Source organism: Burkholderia sp. SIMBA_062, from assembly GCF_046534765.1.
GTDB lineage: Bacteria > Pseudomonadota > Gammaproteobacteria > Burkholderiales > Burkholderiaceae > Burkholderia > Burkholderia ambifaria.
In genome coordinates, this window is the sequence record NZ_JAWRYD010000043.1 from 26,867 (window position 1) to 48,885 (window position 22,019).

Consider the following 22,019-nt stretch of genomic DNA (forward strand, 5'->3'; position numbering starts at 1 on the left):
TTTACGCCGACGGAACGTGTGCGCCCGCGCCGCCTGCCGCGCGGTTCACCTGCGCGAGCACGAATGCATAGACGTCGTCGAGCGCCGACACGATGCGCGTGCCGGCCGCGACGCCATCGAACGCGCTCGCGGGCCCGGCGCAGATCAACGGCTTCGCGAAGCGCGTCGCGAGGCGGATCTCGTCGAGCGTGCCCTTGCTCCCCGGCAGCGCGACGACGACGTCGCTCGTCAGCACGTTCACGTAGTTGCGGCTCAATGCGTCGTCCGCCGCGTCCGCTTCCTTGCGCGGCAGTGGCGTGACGATAGGCAGGTCGATGAACGGATTCGGATACCCGGCGATCGGCACGAAGCCGAACAGCGGGTGCGCTTCGCTCGGCACGATGCCGATCGAGCGGCCGCGGCGCCCCGGCGTCGTCGCGTAGGCGCGCGCGATCGACAGCATCACGCCGCGGCCGGCGCCGGTCAGCAGGTCGAATCCTTGCGCGGCGATCCACGTTCCGAGTGGCGTCGCCAACTCCGGCCATTCGTTCTTGCCCGAGCCCATCACGCCAATGATCGCCATCTTGTCCTCCTGGTTGGCCGACGCGCGGCGCGTCGATCTCAGCGATCGCGCGTGCCGTTCGTCTTTTTAATTATACACATCGGCCGATTTATGGCGATGCGACGGCGATGATGGGCTGAAAATTGTGGACTTTCCCGTCTTGCATTTTCCCTTCACTTTATTTAGTCTAAAAAAATAGATTTATCGACGGACGTATCGCGACTCGAGGGTTCGCCGGTACGCAGACGTCTCCGGGGCGATACAGCCCGCTACAACCTGAGAGAGAGGTGTATTCATGCTTGACCACGCCACCAACGAATTGCTGACCCGCGTGGGGCCCGGCACGCCGTGCGGCGAGTTGCTGCGTCGCTACTGGCATCCGGTCGGTTATTCGTCGGAGCTGGCCGAAGCCGGCCAGACGAAACGCGTGCGGATTCTCGGCGAGGATCTGGTGCTCGCGCGCACCGGCAACGGCGGCGTGCTGCTCGTTCAGGAGCGTTGCCCGCATCGCGGTGCATCGCTGCTGTACGGCTTCGTCGAGGAAGCCACGATCCGCTGCGCGTATCACGGCTGGCAGTACAACGCGGCCGGCGAATGCGTGGAGCGGCCGTTCGAATCGGCGAAGGCGAGCCGCGTCTGCAAGAAGCTGATCGACAGCTATGCGACGCACGAATGCGGCGGGCTGATCTTCGCATACATGGGGCCGGCGGAGCACAAGCCCGCGTTTCCGAACTGGGACATCCTCGTACGCAACGACGGCGTCCGCCATTTCGAGGTGCAGGACGATCTCGCGTGCAACTGGTTCCAGGTGCAGGAAAACGCTGTCGACGTCACGCACACCTTCTATACGCACTCGAAATACTTCGAGCACCTCGGCATGCGCGACGCGTCCGGGTTCGGCAAGCCGTTCAAGCGGTTCGGCTTCCAGCGCTTCGACTGGGGCATCGTGAAGAGCTGGGAATACGAAGGCGAGGGCCGTGGCTGGGGCAACCTGATGGTGTTCCCGAACATGCTGCGGATCATGACCGAGATGCACTGGCGCGTGCCGGTCGACGATACGACGACGCGGATCGTCTGGGTGTCGTTCACGCCGAACGCGGACGGCGCGCAGCCGCCCGCGGACGAGGCGCCGAAGATCGTCCGGCAGCCGGCGCGCACCGACGCGGCGGGCCGCTACCTGATGGACACGTTCATGAGCCAGGATGCGATGGCGGTCGAGACGCAGGGCCCGATCTTCGATCGTTCGCGCGAGAACCTCGGCGCGTCCGATCGCGGCATCGTGATGTTCCGCCAGATGCTGCAGGAGCAGATCGACGCGGTCGCGCGCGGCGAGCGGCCGGTCGCGAACGTGTACGGCGGCGCGCCGGACGTGACTGACCTGCGCGCATGGATGGGCGGCTATCTGCCGATGAGCTGCGCGCCGGACCCGACGTTCAGCCAGCAGCGCGAATTCGGCGACATCTTCGACGAGTCGCACGTCGAATACGAGATCCCGGCGAACTCGCCGGTGATGCGCGCTTGAGCGGCGGTGCGCTCGGCGGGCCGGGCCGCGGCGCCGGCATGCTGACGGCCGGCCGCGTCACGGCCGCGCTGCTCGCGGCGGGGCTCGCGAGCGTCGCCGCGCTCGGCGCGCGCGGCACGCTGTCGGCCGGCGACGCACGCATCGTCGCGATTGTGTTCACCTGCATCGTGCTGTGGGCAACGGGCGCGGTCGCGAGCCTGTGGGTGTCGCTGCTGTTTTTCTTCCTCGCGGCGACCTGCACGCCGGTGCCCACCGCCGAGATCTTCTCCGGCTTCGGGTCGAGCGCGTTCTGGCTCGTGTTCAGCGGCGCGGCGATCGGCTTCGCGCTGAAGGAGAGCGGCGTGAGCGAACGGATCGGCATCGCGCTCGCGCGCCGGATCGGCGGCTCGTATCTGAAGGCGCTGCTCGCATTCGCGATCCTGAGCTTCCTGCTGTCGCTCGTGATGCCGTCGACGTTCGGGCGGATCGCGATCCTGGTTCCGATCGCGATCGGCTACTGCGACGTCGTGAAGCTCGGCGCGCACGCGAACGGGCGGCGCGGCATCCTGCTGCTCGTGATCGTCGGCTCGTACGAGCTGGCTGCCGCGGTGCTGCCCGCGAACCTGCCGAACGTGATCATGGCGGGGATTCTCGAGCAGTCGCACGGGATGCATCTGCGCTTCTCCGAGTATCTGCTGCTGTTCTTTCCGGCTGGCGTGATCGTGCGCGGCGCGGTGCTGGTGCTCGCGTCCTGGTGGCTGTTCGCGGATACGGTCGGCGAAGTCGAGATACCGGCGGCGCGCGTCGCGCTCGGCCGCCGCGAATGGCACGCGATCGTGCTGCTGGCGATCACGCTCGCGCTCTGGTTCACCGACGCCGTGCATCGCATCGCGCCCGGCTGGGTCGGGCTCGGCTTCGCGCTCGTCTACTTCGGCACGTCGCCGCCCGCGCAGCTCGAGCGCTTCACCGCGACGCTGAAGATGGACCTGCTGTGGTTCATCGCGGCGATCATCGGGCTGACCGCGCTCGTCAACCATCTCGACATGCGCGTGCCGGACACGCTCGCGCTCGGCGCGCTGCGCGACAGCCCGATGCTCATGTACTTCGCGCTGACCGCGCTGTCGATCGTCGTCTGCTTCGCGGTCACGTCGAATGCGGAACCGGCGCTATACGTGCCGATCGTGTCGCGCCTGCTCGCGCACGGGCTGCACCTGAAGGCCGGCCTGCTCGCGCAGGTGATGGGCTATGCGACCACGGTCCTGCCGTACCAGTCTCCGCCGATCGTGTTCGGCAACGCGCTCGCGCAGCTGGACCGGGGTGCGGTGCTCCGGTACTGCATCGCGACGGCGCTGCTGGGCGTGGTGTTCGTGATCCCGGTCAATGCGTTGTGGTGGCGGCTGATCGGGCTGCTGTGAGTTTTCCTGAACGGTGAATCCAATGATCGAAAACGATCTGCTTGCCGCGCGCGTGATTGCGCGCGAGCGCGTCGCGTGCGACGTGATTTCGCTGCGGCTCGTCAGCGACGCGCCGGGTCTCTCCCTGCCGGCGTTCGAAGCCGGCGCGCATATCGACCTGCATCTGCGCGACGGGCTCACGCGCAAGTATTCGCTGTGCAACGATCCGGTCGAGCGCGGCGTGTACGAGATCGCGATCAAGCGCGAGCCGGCGTCGAGCGGCGGCTCCGCGCACGTGCACGATGCGATCCGGGTAGGCGACGTGCTGCGGATCGGCGCGCCGCTGAATTACTTCCCGCTCGCGCCAGACGACAGCCCGGCCGTGCTGCTCGCCGCCGGGATCGGCGTGACGCCGTTGCTCGCGATGGCGCACAGCCTGGTGCGCGCGGGGCGGCCGCTCGCGTTCCACTACTTCGTGCGTTCGGCCGACGCGGCCGCGTACGGGGCGACGCTCGCGTCGCGGCTCGCGGACGTCGCGTCGGTGCACACGGGGCTGACGCCCGACGCGACCCGCGACGCGATCACGACGATCGTCGGCGCGATGGATTCGCGCTCGCATCTGTATTTCTGCGGACCGGCGCCGTTCATGGCGGCCGTCGACGCGATCGCGCGCCCGGCGCTCGGCGATGCGCGGCTTCATCACGAGTATTTTTCCGCGCCAGCCGCGGAGCCTGCCGACGGCGAGGCCGACGCGTTCCGGATCGAGCTCGCACGCTCGCAGCGCGCGCTGCTCGTGCCGCCGGGGCAGTCGATCACCGATGTGCTGTACGAGCACGGCATCGCGGTCGCCACGTCGTGCGAGGCGGGCGTGTGCGGCGCATGCCGGACGACCGTGCTCGAGGGCACGCCCGATCATCGGGACGCATTCCTGAGTGCGGCGGAAAAGGCCCGCAACGATTGCATGATGCCGTGCGTGTCGCGATGCCGCGGCGAACGGCTGGTGCTGGATCTCTGAGCCGTCGCAGGGGGGGGCTGAGTGAGGCCGTTCGAAATACCCCGGTGGCGAGAAAGCGACGGCTTGCGGCGTCTTCTCGCCGCATTCGAACGTGTGCTGCCGCTTCGCAAGCCATCCGATCTCGCGCGACGCGAGATCGTTCAATTCGTACTGGGCGCGAGTGGTGGATTGACGCGCGAGATATCAACATTACTGAACAACGCGGCCGAGTTGGCCACGCGCGGGACCAGGACAGCTTCATCGGGGAATCTCCGGAAGAGCGGCAACGCGTCGCGAACGGGCAGGTGACCGACTAATGTAACGAAGCGCCCGCGATCCGTTAACGAAGAAATCCGCGATTGAACATGCGCGCCGCTGCGAAGCGGGTCAGTGGCGCAACTTTATGACGCAGGCCGATTAATTTATCGCTTTATATCGCTTTGGATACCGGGATCGGGGGAACAGAATGCCCGCTACCGGAACGCAATGACGGCAGCCTGTCGATCCGCCCGCGTTCCGTCGAAATCCCGCCGATCGCGAATGCACCAGCCCGGTCCCCGGCTTCACGCCGACCTCGGTCGTGCATTCCGCCAAACACTAAGGAATGCGATGAGTTCGATCGATCTGATCCCTGCCGCACCGGTTTCCTCCCCCATCCGCTCGGCCAGCGACGTCGCGCGCCTGATCAATACCGTGGACAGTTCGGTCAGCCATGCGCGGATGATCGTGCTGCTGGCGCTCGGCGGCGTGTTTCTAGACGCGTACGACCTCACGACGCTGTCCTACGGCATCGACGACGTCGCGCGCGAATTCGGGCTGACCCCCGCGCTGACGGGGCTCGTCGGTTCGGCGATCATGATCGGCACGATCTTCGGCAGCCTGATCGGCGGCTGGCTGACCGACCGGATCGGCCGCTACCAGGTGTTCATGGCCGACATGCTGTTCTTCGTGGTCGCGGCGATCGCGGCCGGGCTCGCGCCGAACGTCTGGGTGCTGATCGCGGCCCGCTTCGTGATGGGGCTCGGCGTCGGCATCGACCTTCCCGTCGCGATGGCGTTTCTCGCGGAATTCTCGAAGTTCAACGGGCGCGGCAACAAGGCGTCGCGGCTCGCGGCGTGGTGCCCGATGTGGTACGTCGCGTCGTCGGTCTGCTTCCTGCTGATCTTCGGCCTGTATTTTCTGCTGCCGGCCGAACATGCGGGATGGCTGTGGCGCGCATCGTTGATCTTCGGCGCGGTACCGGCGCTCGTCATCATCCTGTTCCGCAACCGGTTCATGAACGAATCGCCGCTGTGGGCCGCGAACCAGGGCGACCTGGCCGATGCCGCGCGGATCCTGCGCGAGTCGTACGGCATTCACGCGCACGAAGCCGAGGATGCGCGGCGCGAGCCGAGTCCGCCGCCCGTGCGGATTCGCGTGCTGTTCCAGCGCCCGTATCTCGGGCGCACGATCGTCGCCAGCGTGATGAACCTGTGCATTCCGTTCGAGTACACGGCGATTGCGTTCTTCCTACCGTCGATCCTGTCGCAGTTTCTCGGCGCGGGCGTGTTCGAGACGATCGCGGCCTCGCTCGCGCTGAACGTGCTGTTCGCGTTCACCGGCGGCTTGCTGGGCATGCGCCTCGCGTATCGCTATCCGTCGCGCCATGTCGCGATCGCGGGCTTCGCGCTGCAAACGATCGCGCTGGTCGCGCTGGCGCTCGCGGGGCATCCGCACGGCGCGATCGCGGTGGGCGTCGTGCTGCTGATGCTCGGGACGTGGCTCTTCGCTGAAGGATTCGGGCCCGGTGCGCAGATGATGATCTATCCGACGCTGTCGTATCCGGCCGCGATCCGCGGCACCGGCGTCGGCTTCGGGCGCTCGCTGTGCGGCATCGGCCAGGCGCTCGCGCTGTTCGTGCTGCCGATCCTGCAGGCGCGTCTTGGCACGGACATGTTCTGGGTCGTCGCGATCAGTGCGGTCACGCCGATCGCGTTCCTGCTGATCGTGCGGTACGAACCGACGGCGCACGACATCGACGACGAAAGCGTCGCGTGAACGCGCGAGGCATCAACCGCCCCCCGGAACGCACAAACGGCTTCGTCGAACCGCACGAAGCCATTTGTGCCGCAGCCGGTCGACTCGCACGCGGGCAGACCGGCATCGACATCCCGCTACGCGCTGACCGCCTCCCGCTCGGCTTTACGCTTGACCTGCTCGATATCGCGAAACTGCGCGGCAGGATGCTCGTCGGGCAGTCGCGCCGAGCCGCCGAACAGCTTTTCGCGCAGCGTGCCCGGCGCATACGCGGTCGGGTACACGCCGCGGCGCTGCAACTCGGGCACGAGATGGCGCACGACATCCTCGAAGGTTTCGTGCGCGACCGCATACGCGAGATTGAAGCCGTCGACGTCGGTCGCCGCGACCCATTCCTGCAGGATATCCGCGACGGTCGCGGCGGAGCCGACGAACACCGGGCCCAGTCCGCCGATACCGCCCCAGGCGGCCAGCGCCTCGATCGTCCACGCGGTGTCGCCGCCCGACAGGTGCTCGACGGCCGACACGATGGCATTCGTTTCGACGCGCCGCACGGGATCGGTCGGCGCATACTGGCCGAAGTCGATGCCGGTCCAGCCCGACATGAACACCAGCGAGCCATCGTACGACACGTAGCGGCGGTACTCGTCGAACTTGGCCTGCGCCTTTTCGTCGGTTTCGTCGACGATTACCGTGACGAGGTTGTAAATCAGCACCTTGGCCGGATCGCGGCCTGCCGCAGCAGCCTGCGCACGCACGTCGGCCACGTAGCGTGCGAGCTGCTCGCGGGTCGGCGCGGCGACGAACACGCATTCCGCGTGCTGCGCGGCGAACGTCTTGCCGGGGCCGGACGCGCCGGCCTGGAACAGCACCGGCGTGCGCTGCGGCGACGGTTCGCACAGGTGGTAGCCCGGCACGTTGAAGAAGCGGCCCTTGTGGCCGATCTCGTGCACTTTCTCGGGATGCGTGAACACGCGGCCGTCGCGATCGCGCACCACCGCGCCATCTTCCCAGCTGCCCTCGAACAGCTTGTACAGCACCTCGACGTATTCGGCCGCGACCGCGTAGCGGTCGTCGTGCGTGCGCAGACCGTGGTCGCCGACGTTCTTCGCGCCGCTCTCCAGGTACGACGTGACGATGTTCCACGCGAGCCGGCCCTTCGTGTGATGGTCGGCCGTCGACAGCCGGCGCGCGAACGTGTACGGGTGCTCGAACGTCGTCGACGCGGTGATGCCGATCCCGAGATGCTCGGTCGCCATCGCGATCGGCGCGGCGAGCTGCAGCGGATCGTTGACCGGGATCTGCGCGGCCTGGTGCAGCGCGTGATGGTTGCTGCCCTTGTAGACGTCGTAATAGCCGATCACGTCCGCGATGAAGATCGCGTCGAAGATCCCGCGCTCGAGCACGCGGGCGAGGTCGGTCCAGTAGTCGAGGTCCTTGTACTGCCACGAGCGGTCGCGCGGATGCGCCCACAAGCCCGGCGACTGGTGGCCGACGCAGTTCATCTCGAACGCGTTGAAACGAATTGTCTTGCTCATCGCGCGCCCCTCGCTTCCACGCTGGTGTCCGCACCGTTGCCGACGCGCCAGACGAACGGCGGCGTCCGGCCATTGATGACCCAGTCGCCGACGATCCGCGCCTTGTAGACGAGCGGATTGTGCGACGACACCGTGCGCGCGTTGCGCCAGTGGCGGTCGAGTGCCGTCGCGGTGCGCGTCGCGGACGCGCCGAGCGCGTCGAACAGGCGCGTCGCCGCGCGCAGCACGAGTTCGGACACGACGAGCTGGCTCTGCGCGGATTCGATCTCGGCCGCGACGTTCGCCGCGTGCTCGGCTGCTTCGTCGTTGCCGAAGCGCGCTTCATAGGCCTGCTGCAGCGGCTGCGCGGCGCGCAGCGCGAGCGCGTCGGCCGCGTACGCCCATGAAGCGATCTCGCCGATCACCTGCTGCAGTTGCGGGTCGTCGCCCGCGCGCGGTGCGTTGCCGTGGCTGTACACGCGCGTCCGGTTGCGCAGGAGCTCGCCAGCGTCGCGCACGATCGCGTGACCGATGCCGGCCAGCGTTGCGACGTGGAACAACTGGTAGAACGCGGTCTGGTACTTGAAGCGGCGCGCGAAGTCGATCACGTTGGCGGCGTCGACGGTCGCATCCTCGAAGCGCGTGGTGCCGCTGCCGGTCGTCGTCTGGCCGAAGCCGTCCCAGTCGTCCTCGCGGATCACGCCGGGCTGCGCGGTCGCGACCGCTACGATCACGTCGCTGCCGTCGTGCGCGCGCTGCGCGTACACGTCGATCCAGTCGGCGAACAGGCTGCCCGTGCTGTAGAACTTCCGGCCGTTCAGCACGAGCCGGCCGTTGCGCTCCGACACCTTCGTGATGGTCTGGCCGAGCGGCACGTCGCCGGCCTCCGACCACGCATTGCCGACGAGCTGGCCGCTTGCGAAGCGGTCGAACCAGGTCGTGCGCTGTGGCCCGGGCGGGGCGTTCAGCCAGTCCTCGACGAACGCGAAATGCCCGCGCAATGCCTGCGGCAGATTGGAATCGGCGGCGGCCAGTTCGGTCAGCAGCCGGAACAGCTGCGGCAGCGAGGCACCGGCGCCGCCGGCGCTGGCCGGCAGCCGCACCGCGCCGAAGCCCGCGGCCTTCAGCCAGCCGATCGCCTCGTGCGGCAGCTCGCGGCGGTGTTCGCGTTCGGCAGTGCCCGCGGCGATGCGCTCGAAGATCGGCCTGAACCGGCTCGCGAGCGCGTCGTAGTCGGTACCGGTGGAAAGGTCGGGGGCAGCGTGCAACGAAGTCATGCGGTGTTCCTCGAAGAGCGGGGCCGATTGCGCCGGGAGGCCAGTATAGGAAGCGCGACGTGAGCATTCCAATAACGGATTCGCAGATCGTTATCGTCGATGCGTATTACCGTAGGCGGACGGCGATGCAGCGACGCTGGCGCGTCGATTGCTGCGCCGAAGCGCATGTTGCCGGCGCCAATCGCCAGGTCATTTGTTATCCAAAGGAATATCGTTCCGAGAATCGCTCGTTTTTCCGGGCCGCGATGCGCTGATAGATTGAACGCTTTCGCCATTCGACAGGAGAACCCGATGTCAGACACGAGCGCGACGATTCAGGAGCAGCCGGCCGATGCGCAACCGTACGCGGCCCGCGTGATCGCCGATGATGCGCAGGCGATCGCAGCAGCGCACGCGCTGGCGACGCGGCTCGCGGAAGGTGCCGCCGAGCGCGATCGCACGCGCCGCCTGCCGCACGACGAAATCGAATGGTTCTCGCAGTCGGGGCTGTGGGCGATCACGGTGCCGAAGGCTTACGGCGGCGCAGGCGTGTCGCATGTCACGCTGACCGAGGTCATCAAGATCGTCGCGGCGGCCGATCCGTCGCTCGGGCAGCTGCCGCAGAATCATTTCGGGCTGGTCGACGTGATCGCGCTGACCGGCACCGACGCGCAGAAGCGCCATTTCTTCGCGGAAATACTGAGCGGCAAGCGCTTCGGCAACGGGTTCTCGGAGAAGGGCACGAAGCACGTGCTCGACCTGAAGACGCGCGTGCGCCGCGACGGCGATGACTATGTCGTCGACGGCGCGAAGTTCTACTCGACCGGTGCGCTGTTCGCGCATTACGTACCGGTGCTTGGCCTCGACGACGCACGCCAGGCATGGCTCGCGTACGTGCCGCAACCGACGCCGGGGCTGGCCGTGATCGACGACTGGTCGGGATTCGGGCAACGCACGACCGCGAGCGGCACGGTCGCGCTCGATGCGGTGCGCGTCCCGGCGTCGCACGTGCTGCCCGCGCAGCGCGTGTCGGACGTGCCGACGCTCAACGGCCCGCTGTCGCAGATTATCCAGGCCGCGATCGACGCGGGCATCGCGAAGGCGGCCATCGACGATACGCTGGCGTTCGTGCGGACCCGCACGCGCCCGTGGATCGACAGCGGTGTCGATCGGGCAGCCGACGATCCGCTGACGATTCGCGAGATCGGCCATCTGCACATCCAGCTGCATGCGGCCGAGGCATTGCTCGAACGCGCGGCACGCACCCTCGACGAGATCACGGCGCGCGGCGACGTGACCGAAGACGATGTCGCGCGCGCATCGATCGCGGTCGGCGAAGCCAAGGTGCTGACGACCGAGGTGGCGCTGCTCGCGGGCGAGAAGCTGTTCGAGCTGGCCGGCACGCAGTCGACGCTCGCCGAGCACAACCTCGACCGGCATTGGCGCAACGCGCGCACGCATACGCTGCACGATCCGGTGCGCTGGAAATACCATCTCGTCGGCAACTACTACCTGAACGGCGTGCGTCCGGCACGCCATGCGTGGAACTGAGCCGCTCGTAGGCGCCGATCGCGGCCCCATCGATCGTCGCGTTAGCGATCGGCCGCCAGCACCGCGCGCGCCAATAGCCGCGCGGTACCCGTAGTCGTGGGCGTCGGCGACGACGCTGAGATACGCCTGTTGACGGTGGCCTGCCGAACGAAATGGTCCGAACGCCATTCCTGCTTGCGGCGTTCGACCGCAATCTGCATTGCATTGACAACGTACGCCGCCGCCGGAACAGGGCATGGGCCGCCACGATAGCGGCGCGCTTATTGTGGTTCGGGTGCGCAGATGGACCGAATTCTGTCGCCGGCGAGCACACGCTTCACGAACGGAATCGAATCGGCGAGCGACGCGTTCACGGTGCCGTTGTGCTCGCGGCCCGCATACAGGTGTGCCTCGACCGTCGTGCCGGCCGCGCACGCATCCTTCGCGAGTGCGAGTTCGAGCGGCGCGAGCCCGTCGTCCGCGCCCGCGCCTATAAAGACGGGTGTCGCTATTTTCAGCGTCGGATACTTCAGATAGTCGTCCCACCATGCCTTCAGCCGCGCATCGCCGCCCGGCTTCACGGTGTTCGCGTGCGTGAGGTGCGCGAGCGCCGCGTCGTCCTCGAGCGACGCGAGGCAACTGATGCGTGCCTGTTCGAGGATCGGCAGCGCGGTGTCGGTCAGCACTTCGTCGGCGCGTAGCGACGGGTCGATCTGCTGTGCGGACAGCACCGAGTAGAACTGGTACGCGAGCGTCGGATCGGCGCGCTCGGGGTCGCGTCGGTAGGTCGTCTCAAACTTCGGCAGCGACGCGAGCGTGGCGTGCGACGCGTTGTAGATCGTGCCGGTCGCGACGGTTGCGCGGATCGCCAGTTCGGGCGCATAGACCGGCGCGTAGCCGGCCGCCGCGATCACGGCCGAGCCGCCTTGCGACTGGCCGACGAGCACGATCTCGTTCGCGAGGCCCGGCACGCCGGCGAGCACCGCGCGCACGCTGTCGAGCAGCGTGTAGCTGTTCGAGCGGTTGTTGAGCTGCGGATTCGGGCCGGGCGTGCCGAGCCCCTGATAGTCAGTTGCGACCACCGCGAACCCTTGTTGAAGCCAAGCGTTCAGGTAGCGCACGTCGCGATACGAGCGGCCGAACCACGATGGCGCGCAGATGTCGGCCATCCCGAACGTGCCATGCGCCCACGCGACGATCGGCCAGCCGCCGGCCGGCGGCGTGCCGCGCGGCACGAACAGCGCGCCCGACACGGCGATCGGCGTGCGGCCGCCGACGCCGTCGGTCGACGCGTACAGGATGCGCAGTTGCCGCCCGGCGCTCGCGAGCCCGAGCGTCGCGGGCAGCGGTTCGGTGCGTAGCAGCACGCCGGGCTGGGCCGGAATGTCGCGGTCCCACGTGTAGAACGCGGATACGCGACCGTCGCCCTGCAAAGGGTCCGGAGCTGGGACGCGGGTGGGCGACGCAGCGAGCGAGACGACGGAAGGCAGGGCGAGTGCCGATACGAGGAGAGTGCGCGCGGCGAGGTCGCGCAGAGAAAAAAGCGTCATGGTCGGATGGAGGTCGATGAGATCGGAGGCGCCGGCCGATGCCGGCGCGGGCGGAGTGCGATGCAAGTTTCGAACCAGCAGGATCGTTGCGCATGCAACGCGCGGCACGACAGGCGATCGGTCGATGCCGCGCGCATCGCACACGCGTATCGGCTGCGTGTCGTGCAGCAATCCCGGCCGGCACGTTGTTGCTTGCGCAGCAGATGCGTATGCGCGGGCTGCACTGCGCAAGTCGGGCATCGCGCGCCCGAGCTGCGCCAGCCGGCCTTCGATATGCACGTCGCCACGCTGGCACGATTGCTGCTGATTCGTTGCCGTGCGTCGCGGCGTTGCGACGCGAGCCCATCCGTTCAACCGATCAAGGAAACTTCCTATGTCCGTCACCCAAGCCATCGACAGCGGCGAACTCGTGGCTTTCGTCGAACGCGCGACGCGCGAATTCGCGCAGGCCGCGCGCGTGCTGAAGGAAACGCGCACGCTCAGCGCCACCAACACGTTCCAGGCGTTCCAGCGCGTGCCGGGCACGGAGCTCGTCGTCGCGCTGTCGGCGCCGAGCCCTTGGGCCGCGTCGCAGGAAGTCCAGCCGGTCGTCGTGACGCTCGACGGCGACGTGCTGCACGGCGATGCGCGCGCGGGCGGCCACGGCCCGCGCTACGCGGGCGTATTCCGCGAGGCGCCGGAAGTCGATGTCGTGATCCACGTGCACGGCCCGTATCTCGGCGCGTGGGCGAGCGCGCATCGTCCGCTGCCGATCCGTTACGCGCCGGCCGCACGCTACACGCGCGCGCGAGAAATCCCCGTCTACGTCGATCGTCGCCCCGGCGAGCCGCGCTTCATCGTCGACACGATCCGGCGCGATCCCGACGTGCCGGCGATCATCGAGGCGAACGGCGGCGCGACGTTTTGGGGCAAGTCGATCCTCGACGTGTCGAAGTACATTCTGATCCTCGAGGAAGCCGCGTATTTCCAGGCGCTCGCGGAACCGCTCGGCGGCTCGCTCGAATTCGGGCCGGGCGCGCTCGAACAGCAATGGAAGATGACCGGCCTCGCATGATGCCGCGCGGCGGCCGGCGCAATCCGGCCGCCGTCATACCGATAGCTCGATGAATTGGTTCGTGGCCGGCGTGCGCCTTGCTATCGTCGAACCTTCCCCGTTCAACACGCCGGTCGTGCCATGGCCATCTTCAGCTTGCCGGACCCGACTTCGCACGCGATCACGATTCGCGCGAAGGCACTGACGTTCGACGATCCCAAATCGCGGGTGCTGCTCGAGCGCATCCAGCTCGTCGCGCCGAGCGATGCGACGGTGCTCGTCACCGGCGAGAGCGGCACGGGCAAGGAGCTGATCGCGCGTCTCGTGCATTCGCTGAGCGAGCGCCACGACGGGCCGTTCGTCGCGGTCAACTGCGGCGCGTTTTCGGAAACGCTGATCGAAAGCGAGCTGTTCGGCCACGAGCGCGGTGCGTTCACCGGCGCGATCAACAGCCAGCCCGGCTGGTTCGAATCCGCGAATCGCGGCACGCTGTTTCTCGATGAAGTGGGTGACCTGCCGCTGTCCGCGCAGGTCAAGCTGCTGCGCGTGCTGCAGGAGCGCGAGGTGACGCCGGTCGGCTCGCGCAAGACCGTGAAGATCGACGTGCGGCTCGTCGCGGCGACCAACGTGAATCTCGAAGCCGCGGTGCGCGCGGGCAATTTCCGCGAGGATCTGTACTACCGGCTCAACGTCGTGAAGCTGAGCCTGCTGCCGCTGCGCGAGCGGCCCGGCGACATCGCGCCGCTGATCGAACACTTCATCGATACCTACGCGAAGCGGCTGCGCGTGAGCGCGCCGACGCTGACCGACGCCGCCCGTGCGCGGCTGCATGCGCACGCATGGCCCGGCAACATCCGCGAACTGGAGAACGTGATTCACCACGCGATGCTGATCTGCGCAGGCGGGGCGATCGATGTCGGCGATCTGCAATTCTCGGCGCTGTCGCTCGCGCCCGACCCGGCCGACGCACCGGGCGCGGCCGCCGCCCCGCCGCGCCGCGCGCGCGACGTGGCCGAAGCGACCGATGCGCTGCGCCACGCGGTGATCGAACTGCTGGATCTCGGCACGCCGGCGCTGTGGCAACACATCGAGGACACCGTGTACCGCAGCGTGTTCGACTATAGCGAGCAGAACCAGTTGCGGATGTCGCGCCTGCTCGACCAGTCGCGCAACATCGTCCGCGCGCGGCTCGCGCAGCTCGGCATTCTGAAGCCGCGCGACGCGGGCGACGGCGGCGACGCCGACGCGCGGCTGCGCCGTCAGGCGTGATCGCGCCAGCGCAGCGCGCGCTGCGCGATCCGCTCGCATAACGCACTCATGCCGACGGCCAGCGCCGTGACGCCCAGCACGCACACCAGCAGCACGTCGGCGCGCGCGCCGGCCTGCGCGTTCTGCATCAGGCTGCCGACCCCCGCACCCGTGTTGAACAGCAGCTCGCTGCTCGTCGCGGTGATCCATGCGAATGGCACGGCCTGCAGCACGCCCGCGAACAGGTCGGGCAACGCACCGGGGATCAGCACGTCGCGCCACAGGCCGATGCGGGTCAGGCGATACGACTGCGCGAGTTCGACATAGCGCGGATCGACGCGGCGCAGCCCGTCGAAGCTGGCGGTGGTCATCGGGTAGAACGCGGCGAGCGCGATGATGAACACCTTCGCGAATTCGCCGGTGCCGGCCCACAGGCTCAGCAGCGGAATCAGCCCGAGCAGCGGTACGTAGCGCAGCGCCTGGAACGTCGGTTCGCCGAGCTTGCGCGCGAGCGGCGAACGCGCCATCGCCGCGCCGAACACGAGCCCGAACGCGACGCCGAACCAGAGCCCGAGCGTCGTACGGCGCAGGCTCGCGCCGAGATCGGTCGCGAGTTCGCCGCTGCGGGTGAGTTCGACGAGCGTGGCGCCGACCTGCTGCAACGGCACGAACGCATATTGATGGGCCGCGTCGCCGGACGATGCGGTTTGCCAGGCGGCCAGCAGCAAGGCGGGCACGACGAGGCCGCGTGCGCGGCGGCGTAGCGGGGCGAGCGAGAAAGTGCGGGTCACGAAGGTCATTCCGAAGCGATTCCGGTCGGGATCATCGCGCAGGCGTCTGCCAGCGCAACGCGTAACGTTGGACGAGCGCGATCGAGCGGTCGAGTGCGAAGCCGATCAGCCCGATCGCCGCGACGTCGACGAGCACCACGTCGAGCCGCAGCATCTGGCGCGCGAGTTCCATCATCTGGCCGATACCGCTGTCCGCGCTGAGCAGCTCGACCGCGACGAGCGCGAGCCACGCACGCGCGAGCGCGATCCGCACGCCGGTCAGCAGCGGCGGCAGCGCGGCCGGCAGCAGCACGTCGCGCAGCAGTGCGAAGCGACCGAGCCCGTAGTGGCGCGCCATCTCGACGAGATCGCGCGGCGCGTCGTGCACGCCCGTGTACGCGGCCAGCGCGACCGGGAAGAACACGGCCTTGCCGACCACGACGAGCTTCAACGGTTCGTCGACGCCGATCAGCAGGATCAGCAGCGGAATCAGCGTGAGCGTGGGCAATTGCCGCAACAGGTCGAAGGTCGGCCGCAGGTAGTCGGCGAACAGCCGGCTGCGCGCGAGCAGGATGCCGAACGCGGCGCCGCCGGTCGCGCCGATCGCGAAACCGAGTGCGAGACGATGCAGCGTGATCGACAGATTGTCCCGCAGTTCGCCGGTGTCGAGCAGCGTGCGCAGCGTCGCCGCGAGGCGGCCGGGCGGCACGACGAGCTGCGGCGGGAACCAGCGCTGCGCGCTCGCGAGCCACCACAGCGCGGCGAATGCGACGGGCGTGATCCACCATAGCGCGTGCTCGCCGAGCCGCGCGATGCTCGGCAGGCGAACCGCCGCGCGCAAGCCGTTCGGGGCGAGGGCGCGCATCGCCATCAGCGGCTCGCGACGCGCGGGGCGTCGGCGCGCCAGTAGCCGTCGAGGCCGAGCTGCTTGAGCGCGGTCGACACGAAGGTCGGCGCGAGCAGCGCGTTCACGTCGACCGGCGCGGACGTCAGCCGGGCCTGGCGGCTGTACGCGACGACGTCGCGGTAGTGACCGGTCAGCGCCGGCGTGAAGAGCGGCGTCCATTGCTCCTTCCACGGCGTCGCTTCGTCCGCGTATTCGCGACGCACGACGCTTTCGGGCTGGCCCGACGCGCTCAGGATCTTCACGTACGCGTCGCGGTTCTGCGGCTGCGAGATCCAGTGCGCAGCCCGTACGTAGGCCGTCGCGACGATCTGCGTGATGTCGGGGTAGCGCCGCACGAAATCGTCGGACGCCCACAGTTCCGCGCGCATCTTCCAGTCGTCGGGCGCGGTCTTGGTCGACCAGATGATCTTGCCGACCCGCTTGTCGACGAGCGAATACGCGTCGGACAGCGTGAAGAAGCCGTCGACGCGGCCGGCCGCGACGGCTGCCGCGCCGGCCTGCGGATCGAGGTTGTAGATCTTGAAGTCGGACAGCTTCAGCCCGTTCTCGGCGAGCAGCTTGCTGAACGGCACTTCCCACGGCCGGCCGCGATTGAGCGCGATGCGCTTGCCCTTGAGATCGACGATCGACTTCGCGGTCGAGCCGGCCGGCACGACGAGATACGTGTTGCTGCCGACGCCGCCGGGCACGATCAGGCGCGTGTGCGTGCCCGATGCGTTGACGACGACCGACGGCAGGTCGCCGTAGCCCGCGAAATCGATGCTGCCGTTCGTGAATGCCTCGTTGACGAGCGTGCCGACCGCCGCGGTCGACACCGGCACCCATTGCAGCGTCACGTGCCGCGCGGCGAGCGCTTTTTCGAGCGACTTGTCGGCGTCGATCAGCGCGGAGGCGCCCGCGTATTGCGTCTTGCCGCCGCTCGAATACGCGACGACGGCGATCCGCACGACCTTGGGCGCGTCTTGCGCGTGGGCGGCGGGGGCGACGAGCGACGCGACGGCCAACGGCAGCGCGGCGAGCAGCGCGCGCAGCGGGCGATGCAGCGACGCGACGGAGAGTGTGGGTTTCATGATGGTCCCGAACAGTGAACGGTAAAGGGGCTCACGCACGTTTCTGCAACGACGGCCGCAGCACGTCGGCGAGCGGGCGCGGATCGATCCAGTCGGCGACGTCGAAGTCGGCTTCCAGAAAACCGTGGTCGTGCAGGAACGTCTTGAACTCGTCGAGCGCGGCGACCGATTCGTCGTCGAGATTGACGCCGAGGTGCCGGTGCAGCTGATTGCCGTACGCGGCGCGCACCCAGTCGATCGACGACGCGGTTTCGCCGGCCACGTAGTGCGCGGTTTCGTCGGGATGCGTGCCGGCCCACTCGCCGGCGGCGACCACGAGTTTCAGGAAGCCGGCGACGATGTCGGGATGGTTCGCGAGCACGTCCGCGTTGACGGTCAGCGGGCGCGGCGTGCCGTTGTTGTTGCGGATCGAGCGCTCCGGATGGAAGCCGATGTCGATCACGACGTGCGCGCCGATCAGTTGCGCGATTTCAAGGCCCGTCGAGCCCTTCACGTAGATCGCATCGACTTCGCCGCGCAGCAGCGCGCCGGCTTCAGCCGCATACAGCGCGCGGCTCGAAAACCCTTGTGGCGATGCGAACAGGCTCGCCGCGCGCGCGGGCCCGACGGCCTGCAGCGTGCGGGCGCGCACGTCGACGCGTTCGACGTCGCCGAGCGTCAGCCCGTCGAGGCTCAGCGCGTTGACGAAGCCGCGCAGCGCCGACGCACGAAAGATGTCGATGCGATCGTCGGGGCGGCTCGGGATCGCGATCCGGCGCCCGCGCAACGCCTTCACGGAGCGGATGCCCGACTCGGGCCGCGCGAGGATCAGCTGCGATTCGTCGACCCACGACAGCCCGATCACGCGCGTGTTCGCGTCGTTCGAGCGCGCCCACATCGCGGGGATGCTGCCGCCCTGGCGAAACGATTGCGCGAGCGAGTGGTCGCTGATCGACGATACGTCGTGCCGCGTGGCGCCGCGCGGCGAGCGGATCGCGACGCCGTCGGCCGATGTCTCGCCGTTGAGCCAGCCGAGATGCACGGCGATGCCGAGCGGCGTCGGCACCGGCGATCGGGCGTACCAGAACGTCTGCTGCTTGTCCGATGACGAATCGGGCCTGTCTGTCATGTGTGAGATTCCCCTGTCTGGGTAAGCGTGGTCGAGGCGCGGTGTCGCACGCGCGGGCCGTTCCACGTTGCAAGTTCCGGGCCAGTGAACGGAAACCGCCGTGCGGCCGGCGGCGCGGGCATCACGGGCGACGCACGGCACCGCGGTCGCCGAATGTGTTGTTGCGTGAGCAACAGTCGCGTCGGGTGCTGTTGCGCGCGCAGCACCGGTGCGGCGGATGCAGCAGCGGCGCGTACGCGTGTCGCGACATGTCCGGCGGCAACCGGCGCACGTGATTCGAATCGCCGCGCACCCCGGCCCGCAAGGCGCCGCGCGCATTCGCCGGCAGCCACGCGAGCGTCGGCACGTGCCCATTGGCACACCGCGTGCTTTACAGCGCTGCATACGCGCGGCACGCCGGTGCCGCACGCAATCCGAACGGGCCGACAAGGAGAATCCCGATGGCTGTTGAATTTCTGTGGCGCCTGCCGATGCACGGCGACGGCCGGCGCGCACACGATCTGCATACGCGCGGCGAATGGAATCGCCAGCGCGCGTCGCGCGTCGCGCCGAAAGTCGACGACGACGATTTCGGCTACATCGACTATCTGTCGCAGGTCGCGCGCGCGGCCGACATCGCCGGCTTTCACGGCGCGCTGATTCCGATCTTCCGCTTCACCGAGGAGCCGTGGGTCGTGGCGGCCGCGCTGGCGCGCGAGACGCGCCGGCTGCGGCTGCTGATCGCGCTGCAGCCGCATTTCGTGCATCCGGTCTATGCGGCGCAAATGGCCGCGAGCCTGCAGCGGATCAGCCGCGGCCGCGTCGAGTGGAACGTCGTCACGGGCGGCGGCGGGCCCGATCAGCGCGCGTACGGCGACTTCATCGATCACGACAGCCGCTATGCGCGCACCGACGAATTCCTCGACGTCGTGAAGGGCGTCGCGGCCGGCGCGCCGTTCACGTTCGACGGCCGCTTCTATCGCGTCGAGGAGGGCGGATTGCTGCCGCCGCTGAGCGGCCAGAAGCCGCCGCGGATCTATCTGGCCGGCGCGAGCGACGCGGCGCTCGCGGTCGCCGCGAAGCACGGCGACGTGCACCTGAGCTGGGGCGAGCCGCTCGCGAAGCAGAAGGAAGTGATCGATGCGGCGCGCCGCGCGCTCGACCGGCAGAACGCCGAGCGCGACCTGCGCTTCGGCATGCGTATCGACATCCTCGCGCGCGAGACCGAGGAGCAGGCGTGGGCCGAGCTGCGGCAGATGTTCGCGACGGTGGGCGACACGACGCGCAACGGCTTCGGCGGGCGCGGCGAAGCGTCGGAATCGGTCGGCGCGAAACGCCAGTTCGCGCTGCACCAGGGCAATACGCAGCACTTCGACGACCTGATCGTCGGCCCGAACCTGTGGGCCGGGATGTCGCAGATCCGCGGCGGCCCCGGCTGCGTGATCGTCGGCAGCCACGAGCAGGTGGCCGAGCGGCTCGCGGAATACGTCGAGATCGGCGTGTCGACGTTCATCCTCGCGAGCAACCCGCATCTCGAAGAGGCGTACCGCGTGGGCGAGGAAGTGCTGCCGCTCGTCGAAGGCGCGCTGAACGCGCGCGGCACGCACGCGGCGCTGCGCGTGGCCGGCGCCTGAGCGCGATGGCCTGCCGCCACGCATCAACGACAACGACAAGGACACTCACCATGACGACACTCGCTGCGCAGGCCACGGCTTGCGATGCACTCTGGTACACGCGCTGCCCGGTGCCGACCGCGCTCGGCATCGCCGTGCATCGCGGCTGGTTCGACGAAGAGTTCGGGCCGGACGGCATCGCGCTGCATTCGCTGCAGGAGACGCTCGACGCGGACAAGCGCGAATCGCATTTCGATCACAGCCTGCCGCACTCGTTCCGGCAGGGCGGCAACATTCCCGCGCTGTGGGCGCGGGCCCGCGGCGCCGATACGCGCGTGATCGGCCTATCGTGGACCAACGAATTCCAGGCGATCGTCACGCTGCCCGAGCGCGGCATTCGCACCGCGCGCGACCTGCGCGGCCGGCGGCTCGGCTTGCCGCGCCATCCGATCAGCATCGACTTCTGGCGCGCGGCCGCGCTGAAGGGGTTCCTGAGCGCGCTCGAACTGGAAGGGCTCGGCCACGGCGACGCCGAATGGGTCGACCTGCCCGACACGCGCGAGCGCCGTACCGGGCCCGCGTCGTTCACGCGCAGCCCGCACGAATACGGGCTCGAGATCGCGGCGCTCGTGCGCGGCGACGTCGACGCGGTGTTCGTGAAGGGCGTGGCCGGGCTGGAAACCGTGCATCTGATCGATGCGCAGGTCGTCATCGATCTCGGCGCGCATCCCGATCCGCTGGTGCGGATCGGCAACGGCACGCCGCGCACGCTGACCGTCGATCGCGCGCTGATCGACGCGCGCCCCGATCTCGTGAGCCGCTTCCTGTCGGTCGTGGTCGGCGCGGGCGACTGGGCCGCGCGCCATCCGGCGGAGACGGTCGCCTATATCGGCCGCGAAACGCGTGCATCCGACGAGTGGGTGCGCTACGCGTATGGCGCGGATGTGCATCGCCATCTGGAGACCGGGCTCGCGCCGACGTCGATCGACGGGCTGGTCGCGTTCAAGGATTTCCTCGTCGAATGGGGCTTTCTCGAACACGATTTCGACGCGCGCGCGTGGATCGATCCGGGGCCGTTCACGCAGATCGACCGGCACCGCCATGCGTGGGTCGCGTAGCGCGCCGCGGCGTGTCATTGCAAGGAGTCGAACATGACAGGGCTGACGATCGAATACGGCGTGCCGCCCGCGCGCCGGCATGCTGTACGTGCTGCAGGTGCGGCGCCGCGAACGGTGGCAGCGGTTGCGCGGCCGCCTTCGCTGCCGCCGTCCGCGCAGGTTGACGCACGGGCGGCACCGGCGAACGGATGGCGCGGCGCGGCAGCGATTGCGCTGGCCGTCGCGGCGCTGCATGCGGGCGTCGCGCTGCTGGCCGCGCGCGTGCCTGCCGCACCACCCGTGCAGCCGCCCCGGCCGCTGCCGATGACGGTCGAGCTGACGCGGCCGCCCGAACCGCTGCCGCAGGCCGTGCGTCCGCCGCCCCCGGTCGTGCCGCCGAAGCCGTTGAAGCAGGCGCCGACCCCGCCGAAGCCGCGCGCGGCCGTTCCGCGTCCGGCGCCGGCTGCCACGCCGCAGGCGACGCGCGAAGCCGCACCTGCACCTGCGCCGGCGACGCCGACTGTCGCGGTGCCCGCCGCCCAGACTCAGGCACCTGCGCTCGCACCCGCGCCCGCCGCGCCGGTGCGCGAAACCGCGCCGATCGGCGACGCGGCGTACCTGCGCAACCCGGCGCCCGACTATCCGGCGTTCGCGCAGGACCAGGGCTGGGAAGGGCGCGTCGTGCTGCGCGTGCACGTGCTCGCGAGCGGCACGCCCGATTCGGTCGAGGTCCGCACGAGCAGCGGCCGCCGCCTGCTCGACAGCGCGGCGGTGGCTGCCGTGAAGCGCTGGACCTTCGTGCCCGCGAAGCGCGGCGACGAAGCGATCGACGGCTGGGTGAACGTGCCGATCGATTTCAAGCTGGGCTGACCCGCCGGGCCGCCCGCCAATTTTT

The 22,019-nt window shown here is 68.8% G+C and carries 19 protein-coding genes; 11 read left to right on the plus strand and 8 right to left on the minus strand.

Going from position 1 to position 22,019, the window contains the following annotated elements; genetic code table 11:
- Position 1: 1 nt before the first annotated feature.
- On the minus strand, positions 2-562 hold the full coding sequence (locus SB786_RS31595; protein WP_410730888.1) for a DNA-binding protein: 561 nt from the start codon (positions 560-562) through the stop codon (positions 2-4).
- A gap of 274 nt (positions 563-836) precedes the next feature.
- Between SB786_RS31595 and SB786_RS31600 the strand changes: the two genes are divergently transcribed.
- The 4 genes from SB786_RS31600 to SB786_RS31615 all read left to right on the plus strand — a co-directional run bounded on the left by SB786_RS31600 (position 837) and on the right by SB786_RS31615 (position 6,467).
- Positions 837-2,063, plus strand: coding sequence for a Rieske 2Fe-2S domain-containing protein (locus SB786_RS31600; RefSeq protein ID WP_410730889.1), 1,227 nt, complete (start codon positions 837-839; stop codon positions 2,061-2,063).
- On the plus strand, positions 2,060-3,457 hold the full coding sequence (locus SB786_RS31605) for an SLC13 family permease (protein WP_410730890.1): 1,398 nt from the start codon (positions 2,060-2,062) through the stop codon (positions 3,455-3,457). Before SB786_RS31600 ends, SB786_RS31605 begins: the two co-directional genes overlap by 4 nt.
- Positions 3,458-3,479: 22 nt before the next feature.
- The gene (locus SB786_RS31610; RefSeq protein WP_410730891.1) at positions 3,480-4,451 is read left to right on the plus strand and encodes a PDR/VanB family oxidoreductase; all 972 of its coding nucleotides are present in this window, start codon (positions 3,480-3,482) and stop codon (positions 4,449-4,451) included.
- Between the two features lie 588 nt (positions 4,452-5,039).
- Positions 5,040-6,467 carry an MFS transporter gene (locus SB786_RS31615; protein ID WP_410730892.1) on the plus strand — a complete coding sequence of 476 codons (1,428 nt, stop codon included), beginning with the start codon at positions 5,040-5,042 and terminating at the stop codon, positions 6,465-6,467.
- Between the two features lie 116 nt (positions 6,468-6,583).
- Here SB786_RS31615 and SB786_RS31620 read toward each other — a convergent pair whose 3' ends face one another.
- Both SB786_RS31620 and SB786_RS31625 read right to left on the minus strand, forming a co-directional pair.
- Entirely contained in the window at positions 6,584-7,984 is a 1,401-nt protein-coding gene (locus SB786_RS31620) for an LLM class flavin-dependent oxidoreductase (RefSeq protein ID WP_410730893.1), read from the minus strand.
- Positions 7,981-9,240, minus strand: a complete 1,260-nt coding sequence (locus SB786_RS31625; RefSeq protein ID WP_410730894.1) for an acyl-CoA dehydrogenase family protein — start codon at positions 9,238-9,240, stop codon at positions 7,981-7,983. The genes SB786_RS31620 and SB786_RS31625 overlap by 4 nt, the downstream gene beginning before the upstream one ends.
- A 59-nt stretch (positions 9,241-9,299) precedes the next feature.
- On the opposite strand from SB786_RS31625, the gene SB786_RS31630 reads away from it, so the two are divergent.
- Together SB786_RS31630 and SB786_RS31635 are read left to right on the plus strand one after the other, a co-directional pair.
- On the plus strand, positions 9,300-9,494 hold the full coding sequence (locus tag SB786_RS31630) for a hypothetical protein (protein WP_410730895.1): 195 nt from the start codon (positions 9,300-9,302) through the stop codon (positions 9,492-9,494).
- 37 nt (positions 9,495-9,531) lie between these two features.
- Positions 9,532-10,770: an SfnB family sulfur acquisition oxidoreductase gene (locus SB786_RS31635; protein WP_410730897.1), complete on the plus strand. Its 1,239-nt coding sequence runs from the start codon at positions 9,532-9,534 to the stop codon at positions 10,768-10,770.
- A 260-nt stretch (positions 10,771-11,030) separates the two neighbouring features.
- Here the strand turns inward: SB786_RS31635 and SB786_RS31640 are convergent, their stop codons facing one another.
- Positions 11,031-12,299, minus strand: a complete 1,269-nt coding sequence (locus SB786_RS31640; RefSeq protein ID WP_410730898.1) for an alpha/beta fold hydrolase — start codon at positions 12,297-12,299, stop codon at positions 11,031-11,033.
- A gap of 373 nt (positions 12,300-12,672) precedes the next feature.
- Between SB786_RS31640 and SB786_RS31645 the strand changes: the two genes are divergently transcribed.
- Together SB786_RS31645 and SB786_RS31650 are read left to right on the plus strand one after the other, a co-directional pair.
- Positions 12,673-13,353: a class II aldolase/adducin family protein gene (locus tag SB786_RS31645; protein ID WP_175883922.1), complete on the plus strand. Its 681-nt coding sequence runs from the start codon at positions 12,673-12,675 to the stop codon at positions 13,351-13,353.
- A 120-nt stretch (positions 13,354-13,473) separates the two neighbouring features.
- A complete protein-coding gene (locus SB786_RS31650) occupies positions 13,474-14,601 on the plus strand; it encodes a sigma-54 interaction domain-containing protein (RefSeq protein ID WP_410730900.1) in 1,128 nt (375 codons plus the stop codon).
- On the opposite strand, the gene SB786_RS31655 is transcribed toward SB786_RS31650, so the two are convergent.
- The 4 genes from SB786_RS31655 to SB786_RS31670 are packed head-to-tail and all read right to left on the minus strand — an operon-like array spanning position 14,592 to position 18,435.
- Entirely contained in the window at positions 14,592-15,380 is a 789-nt protein-coding gene (locus SB786_RS31655) for an ABC transporter permease (RefSeq protein ID WP_410730902.1), read from the minus strand. The genes SB786_RS31650 and SB786_RS31655 overlap by 10 nt on opposite strands.
- Before the next feature lie 22 nt (positions 15,381-15,402).
- Positions 15,403-16,221 (minus strand): ABC transporter permease, encoded by an 819-nt coding sequence (locus SB786_RS31660; protein WP_410730903.1) that lies wholly within the window; start codon positions 16,219-16,221, stop codon positions 15,403-15,405.
- The gene (locus tag SB786_RS31665) at positions 16,221-17,327 is read right to left on the minus strand and encodes a PhnD/SsuA/transferrin family substrate-binding protein (RefSeq protein ID WP_410730904.1); all 1,107 of its coding nucleotides are present in this window, start codon (positions 17,325-17,327) and stop codon (positions 16,221-16,223) included. The genes SB786_RS31660 and SB786_RS31665 overlap by 1 nt, the downstream gene beginning before the upstream one ends.
- 31 nt (positions 17,328-17,358) lie before the next feature.
- Positions 17,359-18,435 carry an ABC transporter substrate-binding protein gene (locus SB786_RS31670; protein ID WP_410730905.1) on the minus strand — a complete coding sequence of 359 codons (1,077 nt, stop codon included), beginning with the start codon at positions 18,433-18,435 and terminating at the stop codon, positions 17,359-17,361.
- 440 nt (positions 18,436-18,875) lie between these two features.
- On the opposite strand from SB786_RS31670, the gene SB786_RS31675 reads away from it, so the two are divergent.
- Genes SB786_RS31675 through SB786_RS31685 form a run of 3 tightly spaced genes read left to right on the plus strand, consistent with a single transcriptional unit; the run spans position 18,876 to position 21,994 of the window.
- Positions 18,876-20,048, plus strand: a complete 1,173-nt coding sequence (locus SB786_RS31675; RefSeq protein WP_410730906.1) for an LLM class flavin-dependent oxidoreductase — start codon at positions 18,876-18,878, stop codon at positions 20,046-20,048.
- Positions 20,049-20,098: 50 nt separating this feature from the next.
- On the plus strand, positions 20,099-21,145 hold the full coding sequence (locus SB786_RS31680; RefSeq protein WP_410730907.1) for an ABC transporter substrate-binding protein: 1,047 nt from the start codon (positions 20,099-20,101) through the stop codon (positions 21,143-21,145).
- Positions 21,146-21,178: 33 nt separating this feature from the next.
- Complete coding sequence (locus SB786_RS31685) at positions 21,179-21,994, plus strand: energy transducer TonB (protein ID WP_410730908.1); 816 nt, start codon at positions 21,179-21,181, stop codon at positions 21,992-21,994.
- Positions 21,995-22,019: the final 25 nt, after the last annotated feature.

What these genes read in the sequence shown, in the direction of transcription:
- SB786_RS31595 (WP_410730888.1), bottom strand. Translation starts at nt 562, where the DNA reads ATGGCGATCATTGGCGTGATGGGCTCGGGCAAGAACGAATGGCCGGAG.
- SB786_RS31600 (WP_410730889.1), top strand. Translation starts at nt 837, where the DNA reads ATGCTTGACCACGCCACCAACGAATTGCTGACCCGCGTGGGGCCCGGC.
- SB786_RS31610 (WP_410730891.1), top strand. Translation starts at nt 3,480, where the DNA reads ATGATCGAAAACGATCTGCTTGCCGCGCGCGTGATTGCGCGCGAGCGC.
- SB786_RS31615 (WP_410730892.1), top strand. Translation starts at nt 5,040, where the DNA reads ATGAGTTCGATCGATCTGATCCCTGCCGCACCGGTTTCCTCCCCCATC.
- SB786_RS31620 (WP_410730893.1), bottom strand. Translation starts at nt 7,984, where the DNA reads ATGAGCAAGACAATTCGTTTCAACGCGTTCGAGATGAACTGCGTCGGC.
- SB786_RS31625 (WP_410730894.1), bottom strand. Translation starts at nt 9,240, where the DNA reads ATGACTTCGTTGCACGCTGCCCCCGACCTTTCCACCGGTACCGACTAC.
- SB786_RS31635 (WP_410730897.1), top strand. Translation starts at nt 9,532, where the DNA reads ATGTCAGACACGAGCGCGACGATTCAGGAGCAGCCGGCCGATGCGCAA.
- SB786_RS31640 (WP_410730898.1), bottom strand. Translation starts at nt 12,299, where the DNA reads ATGACGCTTTTTTCTCTGCGCGACCTCGCCGCGCGCACTCTCCTCGTA.
- SB786_RS31645 (WP_175883922.1), top strand. Translation starts at nt 12,673, where the DNA reads ATGTCCGTCACCCAAGCCATCGACAGCGGCGAACTCGTGGCTTTCGTC.
- SB786_RS31650 (WP_410730900.1), top strand. Translation starts at nt 13,474, where the DNA reads ATGGCCATCTTCAGCTTGCCGGACCCGACTTCGCACGCGATCACGATT.
- SB786_RS31655 (WP_410730902.1), bottom strand. Translation starts at nt 15,380, where the DNA reads ATGACCTTCGTGACCCGCACTTTCTCGCTCGCCCCGCTACGCCGCCGC.
- SB786_RS31660 (WP_410730903.1), bottom strand. Translation starts at nt 16,221, where the DNA reads ATGGCGATGCGCGCCCTCGCCCCGAACGGCTTGCGCGCGGCGGTTCGC.
- SB786_RS31665 (WP_410730904.1), bottom strand. Translation starts at nt 17,327, where the DNA reads ATGAAACCCACACTCTCCGTCGCGTCGCTGCATCGCCCGCTGCGCGCG.
- SB786_RS31670 (WP_410730905.1), bottom strand. Translation starts at nt 18,435, where the DNA reads ATGACAGACAGGCCCGATTCGTCATCGGACAAGCAGCAGACGTTCTGG.
- SB786_RS31675 (WP_410730906.1), top strand. Translation starts at nt 18,876, where the DNA reads ATGGCTGTTGAATTTCTGTGGCGCCTGCCGATGCACGGCGACGGCCGG.
- SB786_RS31680 (WP_410730907.1), top strand. Translation starts at nt 20,099, where the DNA reads ATGACGACACTCGCTGCGCAGGCCACGGCTTGCGATGCACTCTGGTAC.
- SB786_RS31685 (WP_410730908.1), top strand. Translation starts at nt 21,179, where the DNA reads ATGACAGGGCTGACGATCGAATACGGCGTGCCGCCCGCGCGCCGGCAT.